The sequence below is a fragment of the Streptomyces sp. PL-29 genome (assembly GCF_058344425.1).
On sequence record NZ_CP136996.1, the window covers coordinates 2,960,843 to 2,975,974 of the forward strand.

Annotated in this window: 14 protein-coding genes; 4 read left to right on the plus strand and 10 right to left on the minus strand. The window is 72.6% G+C overall.

The annotated features are described in order from the left end of the window. Positions 1–11 precede the first annotated feature (11 nt). Entirely contained in the window at positions 12–806 is a 795-nt protein-coding gene (locus R4Z63_RS13425; protein WP_037924903.1) for a VOC family protein, read from the minus strand. Positions 807–1,009: 203 nt separating this feature from the next. On the opposite strand from R4Z63_RS13425, the gene R4Z63_RS13430 reads away from it, so the two are divergent. After that, positions 1,010–1,690, plus strand: a complete 681-nt coding sequence (locus R4Z63_RS13430; protein ID WP_384452886.1) for a flavin reductase family protein — start codon at positions 1,010–1,012, stop codon at positions 1,688–1,690. Between the two features lie 100 nt (positions 1,691–1,790). Here R4Z63_RS13430 and R4Z63_RS13435 read toward each other — a convergent pair whose 3' ends face one another. From R4Z63_RS13435 to R4Z63_RS13445, 3 genes are read right to left on the minus strand one after another with little or no spacing between them, the layout of a single operon-like run. Further along, the gene (locus R4Z63_RS13435; protein ID WP_384452889.1) at positions 1,791–2,858 is read right to left on the minus strand and encodes a Zn-dependent alcohol dehydrogenase; all 1,068 of its coding nucleotides are present in this window, start codon (positions 2,856–2,858) and stop codon (positions 1,791–1,793) included. Next, positions 2,855–4,054 carry an acyl-CoA dehydrogenase family protein gene (locus R4Z63_RS13440; protein ID WP_384452892.1) on the minus strand — a complete coding sequence of 400 codons (1,200 nt, stop codon included), beginning with the start codon at positions 4,052–4,054 and terminating at the stop codon, positions 2,855–2,857. The genes R4Z63_RS13435 and R4Z63_RS13440 overlap by 4 nt, the downstream gene beginning before the upstream one ends. Positions 4,055–4,067: 13 nt before the next feature. Beyond that, positions 4,068–4,988, minus strand: coding sequence for an SDR family oxidoreductase (locus R4Z63_RS13445; protein ID WP_384452895.1), 921 nt, complete (start codon positions 4,986–4,988; stop codon positions 4,068–4,070). A 108-nt stretch (positions 4,989–5,096) separates the two neighbouring features. On the opposite strand from R4Z63_RS13445, the gene R4Z63_RS13450 reads away from it, so the two are divergent. Together R4Z63_RS13450 and R4Z63_RS13455 are read left to right on the plus strand one after the other, a co-directional pair. Beyond that, positions 5,097–6,023: a cyclase family protein gene (locus R4Z63_RS13450; protein WP_384452897.1), complete on the plus strand. Its 927-nt coding sequence runs from the start codon at positions 5,097–5,099 to the stop codon at positions 6,021–6,023. A 77-nt stretch (positions 6,024–6,100) separates the two neighbouring features. Beyond that, complete coding sequence (locus R4Z63_RS13455) at positions 6,101–6,883, plus strand: hypothetical protein (RefSeq protein WP_384452901.1); 783 nt, start codon at positions 6,101–6,103, stop codon at positions 6,881–6,883. Positions 6,884–7,103: 220 nt separating this feature from the next. Here the strand turns inward: R4Z63_RS13455 and R4Z63_RS13460 are convergent, their stop codons facing one another. From R4Z63_RS13460 to R4Z63_RS13475, 4 genes are all read right to left on the minus strand, one after another. Further along, positions 7,104–7,592: an ATP-binding protein gene (locus R4Z63_RS13460; RefSeq protein WP_384452904.1), complete on the minus strand. Its 489-nt coding sequence runs from the start codon at positions 7,590–7,592 to the stop codon at positions 7,104–7,106. 401 nt (positions 7,593–7,993) lie between these two features. Beyond that, complete coding sequence (locus tag R4Z63_RS13465) at positions 7,994–8,896, minus strand: acyl-CoA dehydrogenase family protein (protein ID WP_384452907.1); 903 nt, start codon at positions 8,894–8,896, stop codon at positions 7,994–7,996. Positions 8,897–8,901: 5 nt separating this feature from the next. After that, on the minus strand, positions 8,902–10,056 hold the full coding sequence (locus R4Z63_RS13470; RefSeq protein ID WP_384452910.1) for an acyl-CoA dehydrogenase family protein: 1,155 nt from the start codon (positions 10,054–10,056) through the stop codon (positions 8,902–8,904). Beyond that, positions 10,056–11,300, minus strand: a complete 1,245-nt coding sequence (locus R4Z63_RS13475; protein ID WP_384452913.1) for an amidohydrolase family protein — start codon at positions 11,298–11,300, stop codon at positions 10,056–10,058. The genes R4Z63_RS13470 and R4Z63_RS13475 overlap by 1 nt, the downstream gene beginning before the upstream one ends. 173 nt (positions 11,301–11,473) lie before the next feature. Between R4Z63_RS13475 and R4Z63_RS13480 the strand changes: the two genes are divergently transcribed. Beyond that, positions 11,474–13,027 carry a class I adenylate-forming enzyme family protein gene (locus tag R4Z63_RS13480; RefSeq protein WP_384452916.1) on the plus strand — a complete coding sequence of 518 codons (1,554 nt, stop codon included), beginning with the start codon at positions 11,474–11,476 and terminating at the stop codon, positions 13,025–13,027. Between the two features lie 71 nt (positions 13,028–13,098). Here the strand turns inward: R4Z63_RS13480 and R4Z63_RS13485 are convergent, their stop codons facing one another. After that, complete coding sequence (locus R4Z63_RS13485) at positions 13,099–14,349, minus strand: maleylpyruvate isomerase N-terminal domain-containing protein (RefSeq protein WP_384452919.1); 1,251 nt, start codon at positions 14,347–14,349, stop codon at positions 13,099–13,101. Continuing rightward, positions 14,346–14,924: a sigma-70 family RNA polymerase sigma factor gene (locus R4Z63_RS13490; protein ID WP_037924874.1), complete on the minus strand. Its 579-nt coding sequence runs from the start codon at positions 14,922–14,924 to the stop codon at positions 14,346–14,348. Before R4Z63_RS13490 ends, R4Z63_RS13485 begins: the two co-directional genes overlap by 4 nt. Between the last annotated feature and the right edge of the window lie 208 nt (positions 14,925–15,132).

Sequence of the window (15,132 nt, forward strand, 5' to 3'; positions counted from 1 at the left end):
CACCGCACTCACTAGCTGCGCGGTTCGGGCCTCAACAGCGCGAACACCGCGCCGAAGGGGTCCGCGAGCCAGCCGATCCGCCCGACGTCCGGTACGTCGGCGGCCGGCATCAGGACGGTCCCGCCGCTCTCCTCGGCCCGGGCGGCGGTGGCGTCGACGTCGCTCACATGGAAGTAGGGCACCCAGCGGGCGTCGCCGCCGTCACCGCCGCCCGCGCCCTCGCCGAGCGGTGCGACCCCTCCGAAGGAGGCGTCCGCCAGGTCACCGTCGGCGGTGCTCAGGACCCGGTACGTCATGCCGGGAACCTGCATCTCGGCGTGGCGCCATCCGAACAGCCCGGCGTAGAAGGCGATGTCGGCGACCGGGTCGGGTACGTGGAGCTCCGCCCAGACCAGCGTGTTCTCGGCGGAGGCGACCTCGAAGCCGGCGGTGTTTCCCGGCTGCCAGCAGGCGAACTCGGCGCCCTGCGGGTCGGTGAACTGCGCCAGCCGGCCCTCTCCCATGACGTCCATGGGCTCCGTCCGGACCGTCCCGCCGCCCGCCCGTACGGCCTGGGTGGTGGCCTCGATGTCGGGGGTCATGAAGTGGTGCATCCAGGCCGAGCGGGCGCCTTCCTCGGTGAGCGGTCCGAGGGCGGCGACGGTCTTGCCGTCCTGCCGGAAGAAGCCGTACCCGCCGGCCTCAGGTCCGGCGGAGACGAACTCCCAGCCGAAGACGGCGCCGTAGAACGCGGCGGCCACTCCGGTGTCGGGGCTCCCGAGGTCGAGCCAGTTGGGTGATCCGGTGCGGAAGTCGGTGCCGAGCATGGGCCCTCCCGGGGTACGGCGGCGGTACGGGGTCGCTGCCACGATGCCGAGCCTGCCTCGCCGACTGCGCCCACGCCCCCGCCCGGACGGCCGGTTTCACCCGTGCGGGTGCGTCCGCGGTGACCAGCGTCGGGCCCGGTACCGAAGGGGTGGCCGCCCACCCCTTCACATCTGACGAACCGTCAGTTTCAATCGGAGGTGTGATGGGACACGCAGGGATGGCGGCCACCGTCGTCCGATACCTCAGGTCAGCCGGCTCCCCCACCGCCGCCTCGGCACAGCGGGACCCCGAGTCCGTCGACGCCCTCCCGCGTCCCGATCTGCGGGCCGTCGGCGACGACGAGCGCGCGCCGGTCGGTCCGGCCGAGTTCCGGACCGTCCTGGGGAACTTCGCGAGCGGTGTCACGGTCATCACCGCGCCGCCCGGTGGGGAGGCGGACCGGGACCGGGACGGGGGCCGGGAAGCGAACGCGGACCAGGAAACGGACGGGCCGGCCGGGTTCGCCTGCCAGTCCTTCGCCTCGCTGTCCCTGGACCCTCCCCTGGTCACCTTCATGGTGGCCCGTACCTCGACCACCTGGCCGCGGATCGCCCGCGCCGGGGTGTTCTGCGTCAACATCCTGGGAGCCGAGCAGAGCGAGCTGTGTCGGGCCTTCGCCGTCAGCGGCGCGGACAAGTTCGCCGGGGTGGCCCACACCCCGGCCCCCGTCACCGGGTCCCCGCGGCTCGCCGCCGTGCCCGCATGGATCGACTGCCGGATCCACGCCGTCCACACGGGCGGCGACCACCTCATCGTCGTGGGCCGGGTCGTGGCCATGGGTGCGGCAGGGGAGGGCGATCCGCTCCTCTTCCACAAGGGTCGCTTCGGCCGCCTCGCCGAGTGACGAGCGCCGGACCGCCCGGCCGGCGCGGCGCCACCGGCAGCAGAACGCCGACTGCCGGTCCATCCCCGGGGGCGGACCGGCGGCCGGCGCCGGCGGCGGTTCAGAAGGTGAGCACCCCGCGGGCCACCCGCCCGTGGTGGGCGTCGTCGACGGCCTTCGCGAAGTCCTCGACCGGGTAGACCTCGGTCACCAGCTCGTCCAGCAGCAGCCGGCCCTGCCGGTAGAGCTCCGCGTACAGGGCGATGTCGCGCTGCGGGCGCGAGGAGCCGTACCGGCAGCCCATGATCGTCTTGTCGAGATACATGGACGAGACTCGGAAGGACGCCTCCTCCGTGAAGCCGGGGACGCCGAGCAGCACCGCCTGACCGTGCCGGTCGAGGAGGTCCACGGCCTGGCGGATCAGCGTGACGTTGCCCACGCATTCGAAGGCGTGGTCCGCGCCGGTCGGCAGGATCTCGCGGACCGCGGCCGAGGAGTCGGCGACCGCGGACGCGTCGACGAAGTGCGTGGCCCCGAACTTTCGTGCCACCACCTCCTTCGCCGGATTGGCGTCGACCGCCACGATCGTCGTGGCGCCGGCGATCCGGGCGCCCTGGAGCACATTGAGCCCGATGCCGCCGGTGCCGATCACGACCACCGTCTCGCCGTGGTCGACGCGGGCCCGGTTGAGGACCGCGCCCACCCCGGTCAGGACCCCGCAGCCGATCAGCGCCGCCGACGTCAGCGGGATGTCGGCCGGAATCTTCACCGCCTGCACGGCCCTGACGATCGTCCTCTCCGCGAAGGCGGAGTTCGAGGCGAACTGGAAGAGGGGCGTGCCGCCCCGCGAGAACGGCTGCCCGGGCGCCCCGATCGCCTTGCGGCACATCGTCGGCCGGCCCCGGTCGCAGTCCGCGCACGCCCCGCAGTTGGCCAGTGTGGACAGCGACACGTGGTCGCCGGGGGCCACGTGCGTGACGCCCTCGCCGACGGCCTCCACGACCCCGGCGCCCTCGTGCCCGAGCACCACCGGCGGCGGGAACGGGATCGTCCCGTCCATCACCGACAGGTCGCTGTGGCACAGTCCGGCCGCGCCGATCGCGACGAGCACCTCCCCCGGCCCCGGATCCCGGACCTCCAGGTCGTCGACCACCCGGGCCTGCTTGCCGTCGAACACGACGCCTCTCACCTGGACTCCTTCGGCAGGCCGAGCACGCGCTCGGCGATGATGTTGCGCTGGATCTCGTCCGAACCGCCGTAGATCGTGTCGGCGCGGGTGAACAGGAACAGGCGCTGCTCCTCGTCGAGTCCGAGCTCGTACGGGAGCTCCGGCGCCCAGCTGCCCGGCCCGGCCGCGGCCGCCGCCCCCCGGACCTCCACCGCCAGCTCCCCGAGCCGCCGGTGCCAGCCGCCCCACAGCAGCTTGGCCACGCTGGGCGCGCCCGGACCGCCCTGCGCGCCCAGGGTCCGCAGCGCGTTCCAGCGCATGGTGCGCAGCTCGGCCCACTGCCGTACGAGGCGGTCGCGGACCACCGGGTCGGCCGTGCCCGAGGCGGCGTACCGGCCGAGGACGCGTTCCAGCTCGGCCGCGAAGCCGATCTGCTGAACCAGCGTGGACACCCCCCGTTCCAGGGCGAGCAGGCTCATGGCCACGGTCCAGCCGTCGCCCTCCCCGCCGACGGTCTCCGCGGCCACCGCCCCGTCGAAGAACACCTCGTTGAACTCCGCGGTCCCCGACATCTGCCGGATCGGCCGTACCTCCACGCGGCCGGGCTGGTCCATCCGTACGAGCAGGAAGGACAGCCCGCGGTGACGCTTCGACCCGGGCTCGGTGCGGGCGAGGACGAAGCACCAGTCGGCCTCCCGGGCCAGGGAGGTCCAGATCTTCTGCCCGGTGACGCGGTAGAGCCCGTCGGCCGGGTCGCGGACGGCCGCGGTGCGGATGCCCGCCAGGTCGGAGCCTGCGCCCGGCTCGCTGTAGCCCTGGCACCACAGCTCCTCGCCGCGCGCGATGGCGGGCAGGAAGCGGCGCTGCTGCTCCCGGCTGCCGTGGGCGATCAGGGTGGGCGCGAGGAGGTTCTCGCCGATGTGGCCGACCCGGCCGGGGGCGCGCAGCGCCGCGTACTCCTCGGCCCACACCACCTGCCCGGTCAGTGAGAGCCGCCGCTGCCCGTACGTCCCTTCCGGAGCCTCCCAACCCTGTCCGATCCAGCCGCCGCGGCCGAGCTCCCGCTCCCAGGCGCGCCGGGCCTCCACGCCCTCGTGCTCGCTGCCCGGCCCGCCGAGGCCGACGGCGTGCGCGTACGGGCCCACGAGGTGCTCGGCCAGCCACGCGCGGGCCCGTCCGCGCAGTTCCTCGTCCTCGGTCCCGAAGCCGAAATCCATGCCGCGCCCCCCGTCAGGCGTTGGGACGGTCCTTGGCGGATGCCGCCTTGGCCATGGCGTCGAGCTGCGCCAGCATCGGCATGGGGTCCGTGCCGACCGTCCCGGGCAGGAAGTCCGCGATCTTCTCCGGGGTCCAGGAGCCTTCGGCGTATCCGGCGCGCAGCTCGCGCGGCTGCGCCCAGACGGCGATCTTCGGGCCGGCGATCGTGTAGACCTGCCCGGTGATCCGCTCACCGCCGATGGCGACGGCCTTGTCGGAGAGCAGGTAGGTGACCAGCGCCGCGACGTCCTCGGGCTCGCCGATCTCCTTGAGCTCCATGGGGACGTTCGCGGACATGCGGGTGCGGGCGACGGGCGCGACCGCGTTGGCGGTGACCCCGTACTTGGCCAGGCCCAGGGCCGCGGAGCGGACGAGGGAGATGATCCCGCCCTTGGCGGCGCTGTAGTTGGCCTGGGCGACCGAGCCCTGGTGGTTGCCGCTGGTGAAGCCGATCAGGGTGCCCGATCCCTGGCGGCGCATGACGGCGGAGGCGGCGCGGAAGACGGTGAAGGTGCCCTTGAGGTGGGTGGCGAGAACCGGGTCCCACTCCTCCTCGCTCATGTTGAACAGCATCCGTTCGCGCAGGATGCCGGCGACGCAGGCGACCCCGTCGAGGCGTCCGTACCGCGCGAGGGCGGTGTCGACGACGCGCTGGCCGCCCGCCATGGTCGAGATGTCGTCGGCGACCGCGACGGCCTCCCCGCCTGCGGCGAGGATCTCCTTGACGACGCCGTCGGCTATCTCGCTGGTGGGCTCTGCGCCCTCGATGCCGACGCCGTAGTCGTTGACGACGACCTTGGCGCCCTCGGCGGCCGCGGCGAGTGCCACGGCCCGCCCGATGCCCCGGCCGGCGCCGGTGACGGCGACGACCCTGCCTGCCAAGAACTTCCCCACGCCCGGCCCCTTCCCGCGTTTTCTGACGGACCGTTAGATTCTATGGGTAGCCGGATGCACGTGCACAAGACCTCGTTGCCGCATTCACCCAAGGAGCTGTCGAAGCCCATGACCCTGCCCGCCGAGTTCCACGACATCGCCAAGCGCGTCAACAACTGGGGGCGCTGGGGCGCCGACGACGAGACCGGCACCCTGAACCTGATCACCGGCGACGTCGTGCGGCGCGCGGCCGCGGAGATCCGCAGCGGCCGCCGCATCCCCCTCGCACTACCTCTGAAGGAGGACGGGGTCCAGGTCGGCATGATCCCCGGTCGGATCAACCCGCTGCACGCCATGGTGCAGATCAACCAGGAGCTCTTCGGACCGGGCACGGTGGCGTGCAGCGACGACGCCGTCAGCATGGGCCTCCAGGCGGGCACCCACTGGGACGCCCTCACCCACGTCTCGCACTCGGGTCGGATCTACAACGGCCGACCGGCGGGCACCATCACGGCGCACGGGCGGGCCGAGTTCAGCGGCATCGACAAGGCCGCCCCCATCGTCTCGCGCGGGGTGCTCCTGGACGTGGCCCGCGCCAAGGGCCTCGACCGGCTGCCGGGCGGCCACGCGGTGACCCCGGCGGACCTGGCGGAGGCCGAGGAGTTCGGCCGGGTCGCCGTCCGCCCCGGCGACATCGTCCTGGTGCGCACCGGCCAGATCCAGGTTTACCTGGCGGGCGACAAGCACGGCTACGGCTTCCCGTCCCCCGGGCTGTCCGTCCGCACACCCGAGTGGTTCCACGCGCGGGACGTGGCGGCCGTCGCGAACGACACCCTGACCTTCGAGATCTTCCCGCCGGAGATCGAGAACCTGTGGCTGCCGGTCCACGCCCTGGACCTGGTGGAGATGGGCATGCACCAGGGCCAGAACTGGAACCTGGAGGGGTTGTCCACGGCCTGTGCGGAAGAAGGCCGGTACGCCTTCCTCCTGTCCGCCATGGCCGAGCCGTTCGTCGGCGGCACCGGCACCCCGGTGGCCCCGGTGGCCGTCCTCTGAGACGCGTCCGCGCAGCGGGCGGGGGCGGGAGCACCCGGCGGCCGGGGCCCGCACCGGATGGGAACCATGATGTGTCCATGACGCGTCACCGTTCTCGCGTCACCCCCCGCTCCTCACCACCCCCAGCACTGGAGAAGCACATGTCCAACCCGTACCAGGCGCCCCCACCCCCACAGCCGCCGCCCTTCACCCCGGGGGCCCCGCAGCGGCGCGGGAGCAACAAGTTCGTCGTCTTCCTCGTCCTCGCCCTGGTCGTCGGCGGCGCCTACGGCGCCTCCAAGGTGCTGCGCGAGGAGGACGGCAAGCCGTCCGGTTCGGTGTCCGCGTCCGCGTCGCCCTCCGCCAAGCCCACCGCCAAGGACCCCGGCTCCCCCGAGTCCTCCTCCGACACCTCCGGCGCCTGGAAGGTCGGCGACTGCGGCGGCCCCGACCCCTCCAAGGGCGCCGACGCGTACAAGCGGACCGGCTGCTCCGACTCCGGAGCCTCCTTCAAGGCCATCGACATCAAGGACGCCAGCTTCCTGCCGGGCTCCATCCAGTGCCCGCCGGGCACCGACGTGATGATCGAGGTGAGCATCTCCTACAACGGCGGCGCGTCGAGCGGCATCCCCACCAACACCGTCTGCGGCCGCAACCTGTCCAACGACCACCCCGGCGACGCGGGAGCCGGCGGCGGCCAGCTCGTCAAGGGCGACTGCGTGACCTCCCAGGCGAAGGAGGTCCCCTGCGGCAGCTCGGGCGCGCAGAAGGTGCTCGGCCTGGTCGAGACGAAGGAGGAGTGCCCCTCCGGCACCACGAACCCCATCCGGCTGACCATCGCCGTGGGTCGCCCCTACGACGTGATCTGCACCGACGGCTGAGCTCCGACCCGGCGCCGCCGCACTCCGCCACCCGGATCGCCGGGCCGCGGCGCGCGCCGCGGTGTACTGCGGGTGGCGGCGGCGCGCATGCACGCCCCGAGCACGGCACGGCAGCCGCCACCCGGCGACCCGCACTCGTCAAGGCGTGTCCTTGGCGTCCCCTCGCGTCGAATCGCTCGACACCAGGGTGATCAACGGGTGACGAACCGTCAACACCTCGTTAGAGGTACACGCGCGGTTCCCGCCCCGGAGTGTGAACTTCGGCAGGGCGGCAGGAGGCTTCGTCCGACGCACTGCTCGTCGCGGCGTCCGCCTCCTCCTTGTGGCCGCGGTCGACCTCGCACCAGATCCGCTTGCCGGCACCCTCGCGTTGCCAACCCCACCGGTCCGCGAGTCCGTCCACCAGCTCCAGGCCGCGCCCGCCCGTGTCCTCGCCGCACGCCTGCCGGCGGGCCGGCGCACGGTCGCTGGCGTCGGCCACCTCGACCCGCACCCCCGGCCCCCCGAACAGCATGCGCAGCACGGCCGGACAGCCCGTGTGCACGACGGCGTTCGTGACCAGCTCGGAGATCAGCAGGATCAGCGTCTCGGCGAGCGGTTCGTCATCCCCTATGCCCGACCCCGCGAGCCGGGACCGCGCCCACCGTCGGGCCCGGCCGACTTCGGCCGGATCCACACCTACTTCCAGCTGAACCTGAAGCACCTGCACCGCTCACACCATCCGAACCGGCGGACACTTCGCCTCGCGACAGGACGGGATCACCGAACGTGACCCCCTTCCGTAGCAGCATGGTTGACCTACAGTCACCACAACAAGCGCTTCGGGCATATTCACGCGCGAAGGAGTGGGCGTGATGCATACTGTGCGACGCTCACGCCGCTCAACCGCTCGCATTCGTCGGAGCGTACCGGAGCAGCCGCCCGACTCCGGGCCGTAACGGGGTGGGCGAAGGACACAAACCGATATCAACTCTCTGTAATCGGACATGCGTCCCGCGTCGTTGCTCCCGTGCCCCTCTCGACCCACCCGTCACACGCCACACACCGCCGCTCCCCCGGCCTGTCACCCCGCCGGTCACCCCGCCGGTCACCCCCTGGCCATCCCGTCGGTCAGCCCGCCGAATCCAGCAGCTCCTCCGCCAGCAGCTCCTCCGCCTCCGCCGCCGTCCGCCACTGCTCGGCCCGCACCCAGGCCCGCTTCAGATGCAGGTGCACGTCCGCCTCCCAGGTGAAGCCCATCCCCCCGTGCACCTGCAGACAGTCCCGTGCGTTGCGCACGGCCGCCCCGTCCGCGAGCAGCTTCGCGCCCGCCGCCTCCCCCCGGTCCCCGGTCACGGCCGCCGCGTACACCGCCGTACGGGCCACCTCCGCCCGCACCAGCATCTGCGCGCACAGGTGCTTGACCGCCTGGAACGCCCCGACGGGCTGCCCGAACTGCTCGCGCTCCCCCGCGTACCGCACTGCCAGCTCCAGCGTCCGCAGCGCGCTCCCGACCTGGAGCGCGGCCGTCAGCAGCGCCCCCTGCGGCACGTACGCGTCCAGGTCGACGCCGTCCGGTCGCACCACCCGGTGCAACGGCGTCAGCGGGTCCACCGCCCGCACCGGCTCACCCTCCGGGAGCGCGGCCGCCCCCAGCACCGCGTCCGCCTCGCCCAGGTACGCCACCAGGTCCCCGCCCAGGTCGAACGCGGTCACCACGGCCGTTCCCGCCGCGGCCCCCGGCACCACCCCGGCCGCCAAGTGCGTCGCCACCAGCGGCCCCGGCACCAGGGCCCGCCCGGCCTCCTCGAAGACGATCACCGCCTCCGGCAGCGCCAGCCCCACTCCGCCCTCGGACTCCGCCAGCCGCAGCGCGAAGAGGCCCGCCTCCCCCAGCTCGCGCCACAGCCCGCGGTCCACGGCCGCGCCCGCCTCCACCGCCGCCCGCAGCTCCCGGCGGCCGTACCGGCCCTCCAGCAGGGCTCGTACGCCCGCCCTCAGGTCCCTCTGGTCCTGCGTCGGCTGGAAGTCCACGCCCCTCACCGGCCCTTCGGGAGGCCGAGGATCCGCTCGGCGACGATGTTCCGCTGGATCTGCGAGGTGCCCGCCGCGATCGTGTACGAGAGGCCGGAGAGCCGGCCCTGCACCCACTCCTCGTCCAGGGACAGCGCCGAAGCCCCCAGCACCTCGGCCGCCACGTCGTACAGATCCTGGCGGGCGTGCGAGTAGGCGAGCTTGAAGACCGACCCTCCAACGCCCGGCACCCCGCCGGAGCGCTCCGACTCGCTGACGTTCCACTGGGTCAGCCGCCACAGCGCGCCGAACTCGCCGTGCAGCCGGCCCAGTCGGCGCCGCAGCACGGGGTCGTCCCAACGACCGTTCGCCTTCGCCGTCCGGGCCAGTTCGCGCAGGGTCCGGCGGCACGCGACGACCTCGCCGACGAAGGCGGTGCCCCGCTCGAAGGACAGCGTGACCATGGTGACCCGCCAGCCGTCGTTCTCCGCGCCCACCCGGTTGGCCACCGGGACGCGCACCTCGTCGAGGAGGACCTCGGCGAACTCGGTGGATCCGGCGAGCGTGCGCAACGGCCGTACCGTCACCCCCGGCGCGTCCATCGGCATGGCCAGCCAGGAGATCCCCCGGTGCTTGGGCGCCCCGGGATCCGTGCGCACGAGCAGCTCGCACCAGTCGGCGACCTCCGCGTGCGAGGTCCAGATCTTCGAGCCGCTGATCACGTAGTCGTCACCGTCGCGGACCGCGCGCGTGCGCAGGGCGGCCAGGTCGGAGCCCGCGTCCGGCTCGCTGAAGCCCTGGCACCACACCTCCTCGCCGCGCAGGACGGGCGGCAGCCAGCGCGCCCGCTGCTCCGCCGTCCCCTCTGCGGCGACCGTCGGGCCGGCGTGCAGCAGACCGACGAAGTTCGCGCCCACGTACGGGGCCCCGGCCCGCTCCGTCTCCTCCAGGAAGATCAGGTGCTGGGTCGGGGTGGCGCCGCGGCCGCCCGCGTCCACCGGCCAGTGCAGTCCCGCGTACCCGGCCTCGTACAGCCTGCGCTGCCAGCCCAGGTCGTAGGCGCGCCGGCCGGGCCAGTCGTCGGGGGATGGCCTGGCGGGCAGCTCGGGCAGGGCCTTGAGGAGCCACGCGTGCAGACGCGCCCGGAAGTCCTGCTCCTCGTCGGTGTAGGTCAGGTCCATCAGCGGGCCGTGTTCCCGCCCGTGTTCGGACTGCGGTCGAGGTTGCGGTCCGCGCCGCGGTCCAGGTCGAGGTCGAGCATGCGGATGGCGTTGCCGCGCATCAGCTTGTAGACGGTCTCGTCGTCCAGCCCCCGCACGTGGTCCAGGGCGACCTCCTTGGTGTGCGGGAAGGTCGAGTCGACGTGCGGGTAGTCGGTCTCGAAGGTCGCGTTGTCGCGGCCGACGACGTCGAGCGAGGCGATCCCGTGCTTGTCGCGGAAGAAGCAGCAGAACATCTGCCGGTAGTAGTACGTCGACGGCGGCTCGGGAATCAGGTCGCGCACCCCGCCCCACGCCCGGTGCTCCCGCCACACGTCGTCCGCACGTTCCAGGGCGTACGGGATCCAACCCATCTGCCCCTCGCTGTAGGCCAACTTGAGCCTCGGGAACGTCACCAGCACGCCGCTGAAGAGGAAGTCCATCATCGAGGCCATCGCGTTGTTGAAGCTGAGCGAGGCCTGGACGGCGGGCGGCGCGTCCGGGGAGGCGGCGGGCATCTGCGAACTGGACCCGATGTGCATGTTGACCACCGTCCCGGTCTCCTGGCAGGCCGCGAAGAAGGGGTCCCAGTAGCCGGAGTGGATCGACGGAAGCCCCAGGTAGGTCGGTATCTCGGAGAAGGTCACGGCGCGCACCCCGCGGGCGGCGTTGCGCCGGACCTCGGCCACCGCCAGGTCGATGTCCCACAGCGGGACGATGCACAGCGGGATCAGCCGGCCGCCGCTGTCGCCGCACCACTCCTCGACCATCCAGTCGTTGTAGGCGCGCACGCAGGCGAGGGCCACCTCCTTGTCGTGCGCCTCGGCGAAGGTCTGCCCGCAGAAGCGCGGGAAGGTCGGGAAGCACAGGGAGGCCTCGACGTGGTTGAGGTCCATGTCGGCGAGGCGCGCCTTGGGGTCCCAGCACCCCTGGCGCATCTCCTCACGGGTGATCCCCTCCAGCGTCATGTCGTCGCGGTCGAAGCCGACGGCGGCGATGTTGCGCTTGTACGGGAACTTCAGGTCCTCGTAGATCCACCAGTCGGTCGGCGGGCCGTCCGGGTCCATGGAGATCACGTACTTGCCGCCCGTGTACTGGAGCTCGCCGATGCCGGCCGTGAGCGCCTTGGGGCCGCGGTCACGGTACTTCGCGGGCAGCCAGACGTCGAACAGGTGCGCGGGCTCGATCACGTGGTCGTCGACGCTGATGATCCGAGGAAGTTCCATGGGCTCCCCAATCCGGTGCCGGTCCGAGGCCGGTCCGAGGGGGCCGGTCCAAGCGATCTGATGGATCGTCAGAAACAAGCTAGCCCCGCCACCCCTGGACCGACAAGCGCACGCGCTCTACGCTCTGCGCTTGATCTGACTAACCGTCAGCTACAGCGAGGGGGAGGTCCGGGATGACGGACACCGCGACCGCGACAGAACTGAGCCGCTCCCGCACCCTGTGGGAGCTCGTCACCCGCAGGGCCGCACTCACCCCGGACACCACCGTCCTCATCGAAGCGGCCGAGGACCCCGCAGCCGACCGCACGCTCACCTTCGGAGAACTACGCGACCGCGCCGAGCGCGTCGCCGCGGGCCTCCACGACATGGGAGTGCGCCCCGGCACCGTCGTCGCCTGGCAGCTCCCCACCCGCATCGAGACCGTGCTGCTCACCGTCGCCCTGGCCCGGATAGGCGCCGTCCAGACGCCGGTCATCCCCTTCTACCGGGACCGCGAGGTCGGCTTCGCGCTGCGCGAGTCCAAGGCGGGCTTCTTCGCGACACCCGGTGTGTGGCGCGGCCACGACTACCCCGCCATGGCCCGGCGACTCGGCGCCCGCGGCGTCTTCGACGCCTACGACTCCCTCCCGGACGGCGACCCGGACGTACTGCCCCCACCACCCGCCACCGGCACCGACGTCCGCTGGATCTACTGGACCTCCGGCACCACCTCCGACCCCAAGGGCGTCCTGCACACCGACCGCTCCCTCATCGCGGGCGGCTCCTGCCTCGCGCACTCCCTGCACCTGACCCCGTGCGACGTCGGTTCGATGGCCTTCCCCTTCGCGCACATCGCCGGACCGGACTACACCGTGATGCTGTTGCTCTACGGCTTTCCCGCGGTCCTCTTCGAGAAGTTCGCCATGCCGGACGCCCTCGACGGCTACCGCCGCCACGGGGTCACCGTGGCCGGCGGATCGACCGCCTTCTACTCGATGTTCCTCACCGAGCAGCGCAAGGACCCGGACGTCCCCCTCATTCCGACCCTCCGCCTCCTCGCGGGCGGCGGCGCCCCCAAACCGCCGGAGATCTACCACGCCGTGGTCCGCGAACTGGGCTGCCAGCTCACCCACGGCTACGGCATGACCGAAGTCCCCATGATCACCATGGGTGCCCCCGACGACACCCCCGAGCACCTCGCCACCACGGAGGGGCGGCCCCCGGAGGGCATGTCCATCCGCATCACCACCCCAGACGGCACCCCGCTGCCTCCGAACACCGACGGCGAGGTGCGACTGCGCGGCGAGGCGGTCTGCCAGGGCTACCTGGACGGTGGCCAGTCCGCCGAAGCCTTCGACCCCGACGGCTACCTGATCACCGGCGACCTCGGCCACCTCACTCAGGAGGGCTACCTCGTCCTCACCGGCCGCAGCAAGGACGTCATCATCCGCAAGGGCGAGAACATCTCCGCCAAGGAGATCGAGGACCTCCTCCACCGCCTTCCGGGCGTCGCTGACGTGGCGGTCATCGGCCTCCCGGACCAGAGCCGGGGCGAACGCGTCTGCGCGGTCGTCGAACAGCCCGAGGGAGCGCCTCCCCTGACCCTCCCCCAGGTCACGTCGTACCTCCGCGCCGAAGGCCTCGCCACCCACAAACTCCCCGAGCAACTGGAGCTCCTGGCCGCCCTGCCCCGCAACGAAGCCCTGCGCAAGGTCCTGAAGTACAAGCTGCGCGAGCGATACGCGTAGGGGGCGGGGCGGGGGCGGAACACGGCGGGTGCTGGTGGGGCGGAGGCGCTGGGTGCGGGGGTACGCACTCCCTACAGGCGGCTCAGGGAGGCCGCCGCGAAGAGCACGTCGCGGATCGCCTCGCGGTCGCCGTGCTGGCCCGCCGCCACGTCCTCCGGGGCGATGTGGCCCGCGGCCAGCTGGCAGAACTCGATGCCGTCCAGGGCGATCTCCGCCACCGTGCGTTCCGGCGACGGCATCGCTCCCGGCGAGTCCAGCGCGATGTCCCAGCCGCCGCCACCCGCACCCTCGATCTCCAGGTGCAGGGTCCGCCCGGGACTTCCCGCCGCGACCAGGCCCCGCGCCGGGGCGGCCAGGCCCGCGCGCCGCCGCTGCGCCAGCGCGCCCGGCAGCAGCCGCGCCGCAAGGTCGATCATCCCGTGCAGGTGGGGCCCGGAGGGCGGCTCGTACGGGTAGTCCACCGCGTCCGCGATGTCCCATGCGTGCACCCAGCACTCGAAGGCCCGCTCCAGGAAGGCGTCACCGAGCGGAAGGGCGAAACCGCCGTAGTCCACGGCGAGTTCGGCAACACCACGACCTGCGAAGGACACCGTGCGGACCAGGGTGTGGCTCTGTTCTCGCCACGGCTCGCGCACCTGCCGGGTCGTCGGGTACGGCGACGCGCCCCAGAAGTACTCCGTCCGTGCGGTCGGACCTCCCGGCGGCGCCTCCGCGCCCAGCGGGTCGTCCAGACCGAGAGCCATGGCGATCAGCCCGTCGACCGTCATGAGGTGTCCGATCACACCCGCGACCGTGGTCCGCTGCGACCGGCTGCGTTCCTCCTCGAACCACTTCAGGCGCACCGGGGTGTGCCACTCGGAGTCGCCGAAGTCCTGGAGCAGTGCGTCCAGCCGCGCGGCCTCGGTGTCGTACGGACTCGCCCAGGACGGCACCGGAATGCGGGCCGGCCGCTTGCCGAGGCAGTCTTCCAGGACCCGCGAGCGCAGCAGGGGTTTGAGGTCGAGGCTCTCCTCCGGGTGCAGCAGCCCGACCGCGTCGCGCAGTCGCAGCGCCTCCTCGGCGCAGGGAGCGCACTCGGTGAGGTGGTCCTCGACCGCCCGGGTCTCCTCGGCCGAGCACGCGGCGAGAGCCCACGCGCCGAGCAGGGACTTCAGCACGGCGTGCGAGGGCGGCGGTGCCGGCTCCGTCGGCGGCGACAGCGGCAGGGGGCGGGGCGCGTGTGCCGGGTCGAGGTCGTCGGCGGCTCCGCGCGGGCCCGGTATGCGCGCCTGGCCGCCGGGACGTTCGTATCCGTCGTCGGGCGACTGGGCGGGGCCGTTCATCGGGGTGTTCCGTATTCGCGCGGGCCGTAACCGGGCGGGGCGGTGTCCTCCTGCGGGAGGGCGTTGGCGGTCGACAGCAGCTGGAGCCCGAGACGGAGCCTGCGGCGCGCTTCGTCCTCGCTGATCTGGAGGTCGGCGGCGGCCTGCCGGTAGTCGCGCCGCTTGAAGTACGCGAGTTCCAGGGCGGCCCGCAGCGGCGCGGGCATGGAGGTGACGATGTAGTCGGCGCGGGCGGCGGCGTTGGCGCTGCGCACCTTCTGTTCCAGCTCCTCGCGGGAGCCCCGGCCCAGTTCGGCCTGGCGCAGCCGGGCCACTGCCTGCCCCTGGGTGATCCGGGCGACCCAGGAGCGCATGGAGCCCTGCTTGGGGTCGTAGGCGTCCGGGTTCTCCCAGATATAGCCGAAGACTTCGCGGGTGATCCGGTCCGCCGCCTTCTCGTCGCCCAGCACGCGGTGCGCCAGGCTGTGCACGAGCGAGGCGAACCGGTCGTAGAGCTCGCCGAGCGCGGCGGCCTCGCCACGGGCGAGGCGCTGCTGCATGCGGCGGTCCCACCGCGGTGGTACGTCCTTCGGCATAAGTGCCCCCAGCCGTGTGTCGACGCATCGAATGTAGTGGGCACATGGCCGATCGCGCCTGTTTTGGCCGAAGCTCCCCTCGGAAGTGCGCCCTGCGTGATAGGGGCGTCGCAGGGCGTGAACGTTGGTGCGGTCGAGGGCACATGGGTACACGCGTACGCGCCCCGCCGCGCTCCCCGTGCGCGGGTTCGATGCGGCCGCCTGCTTG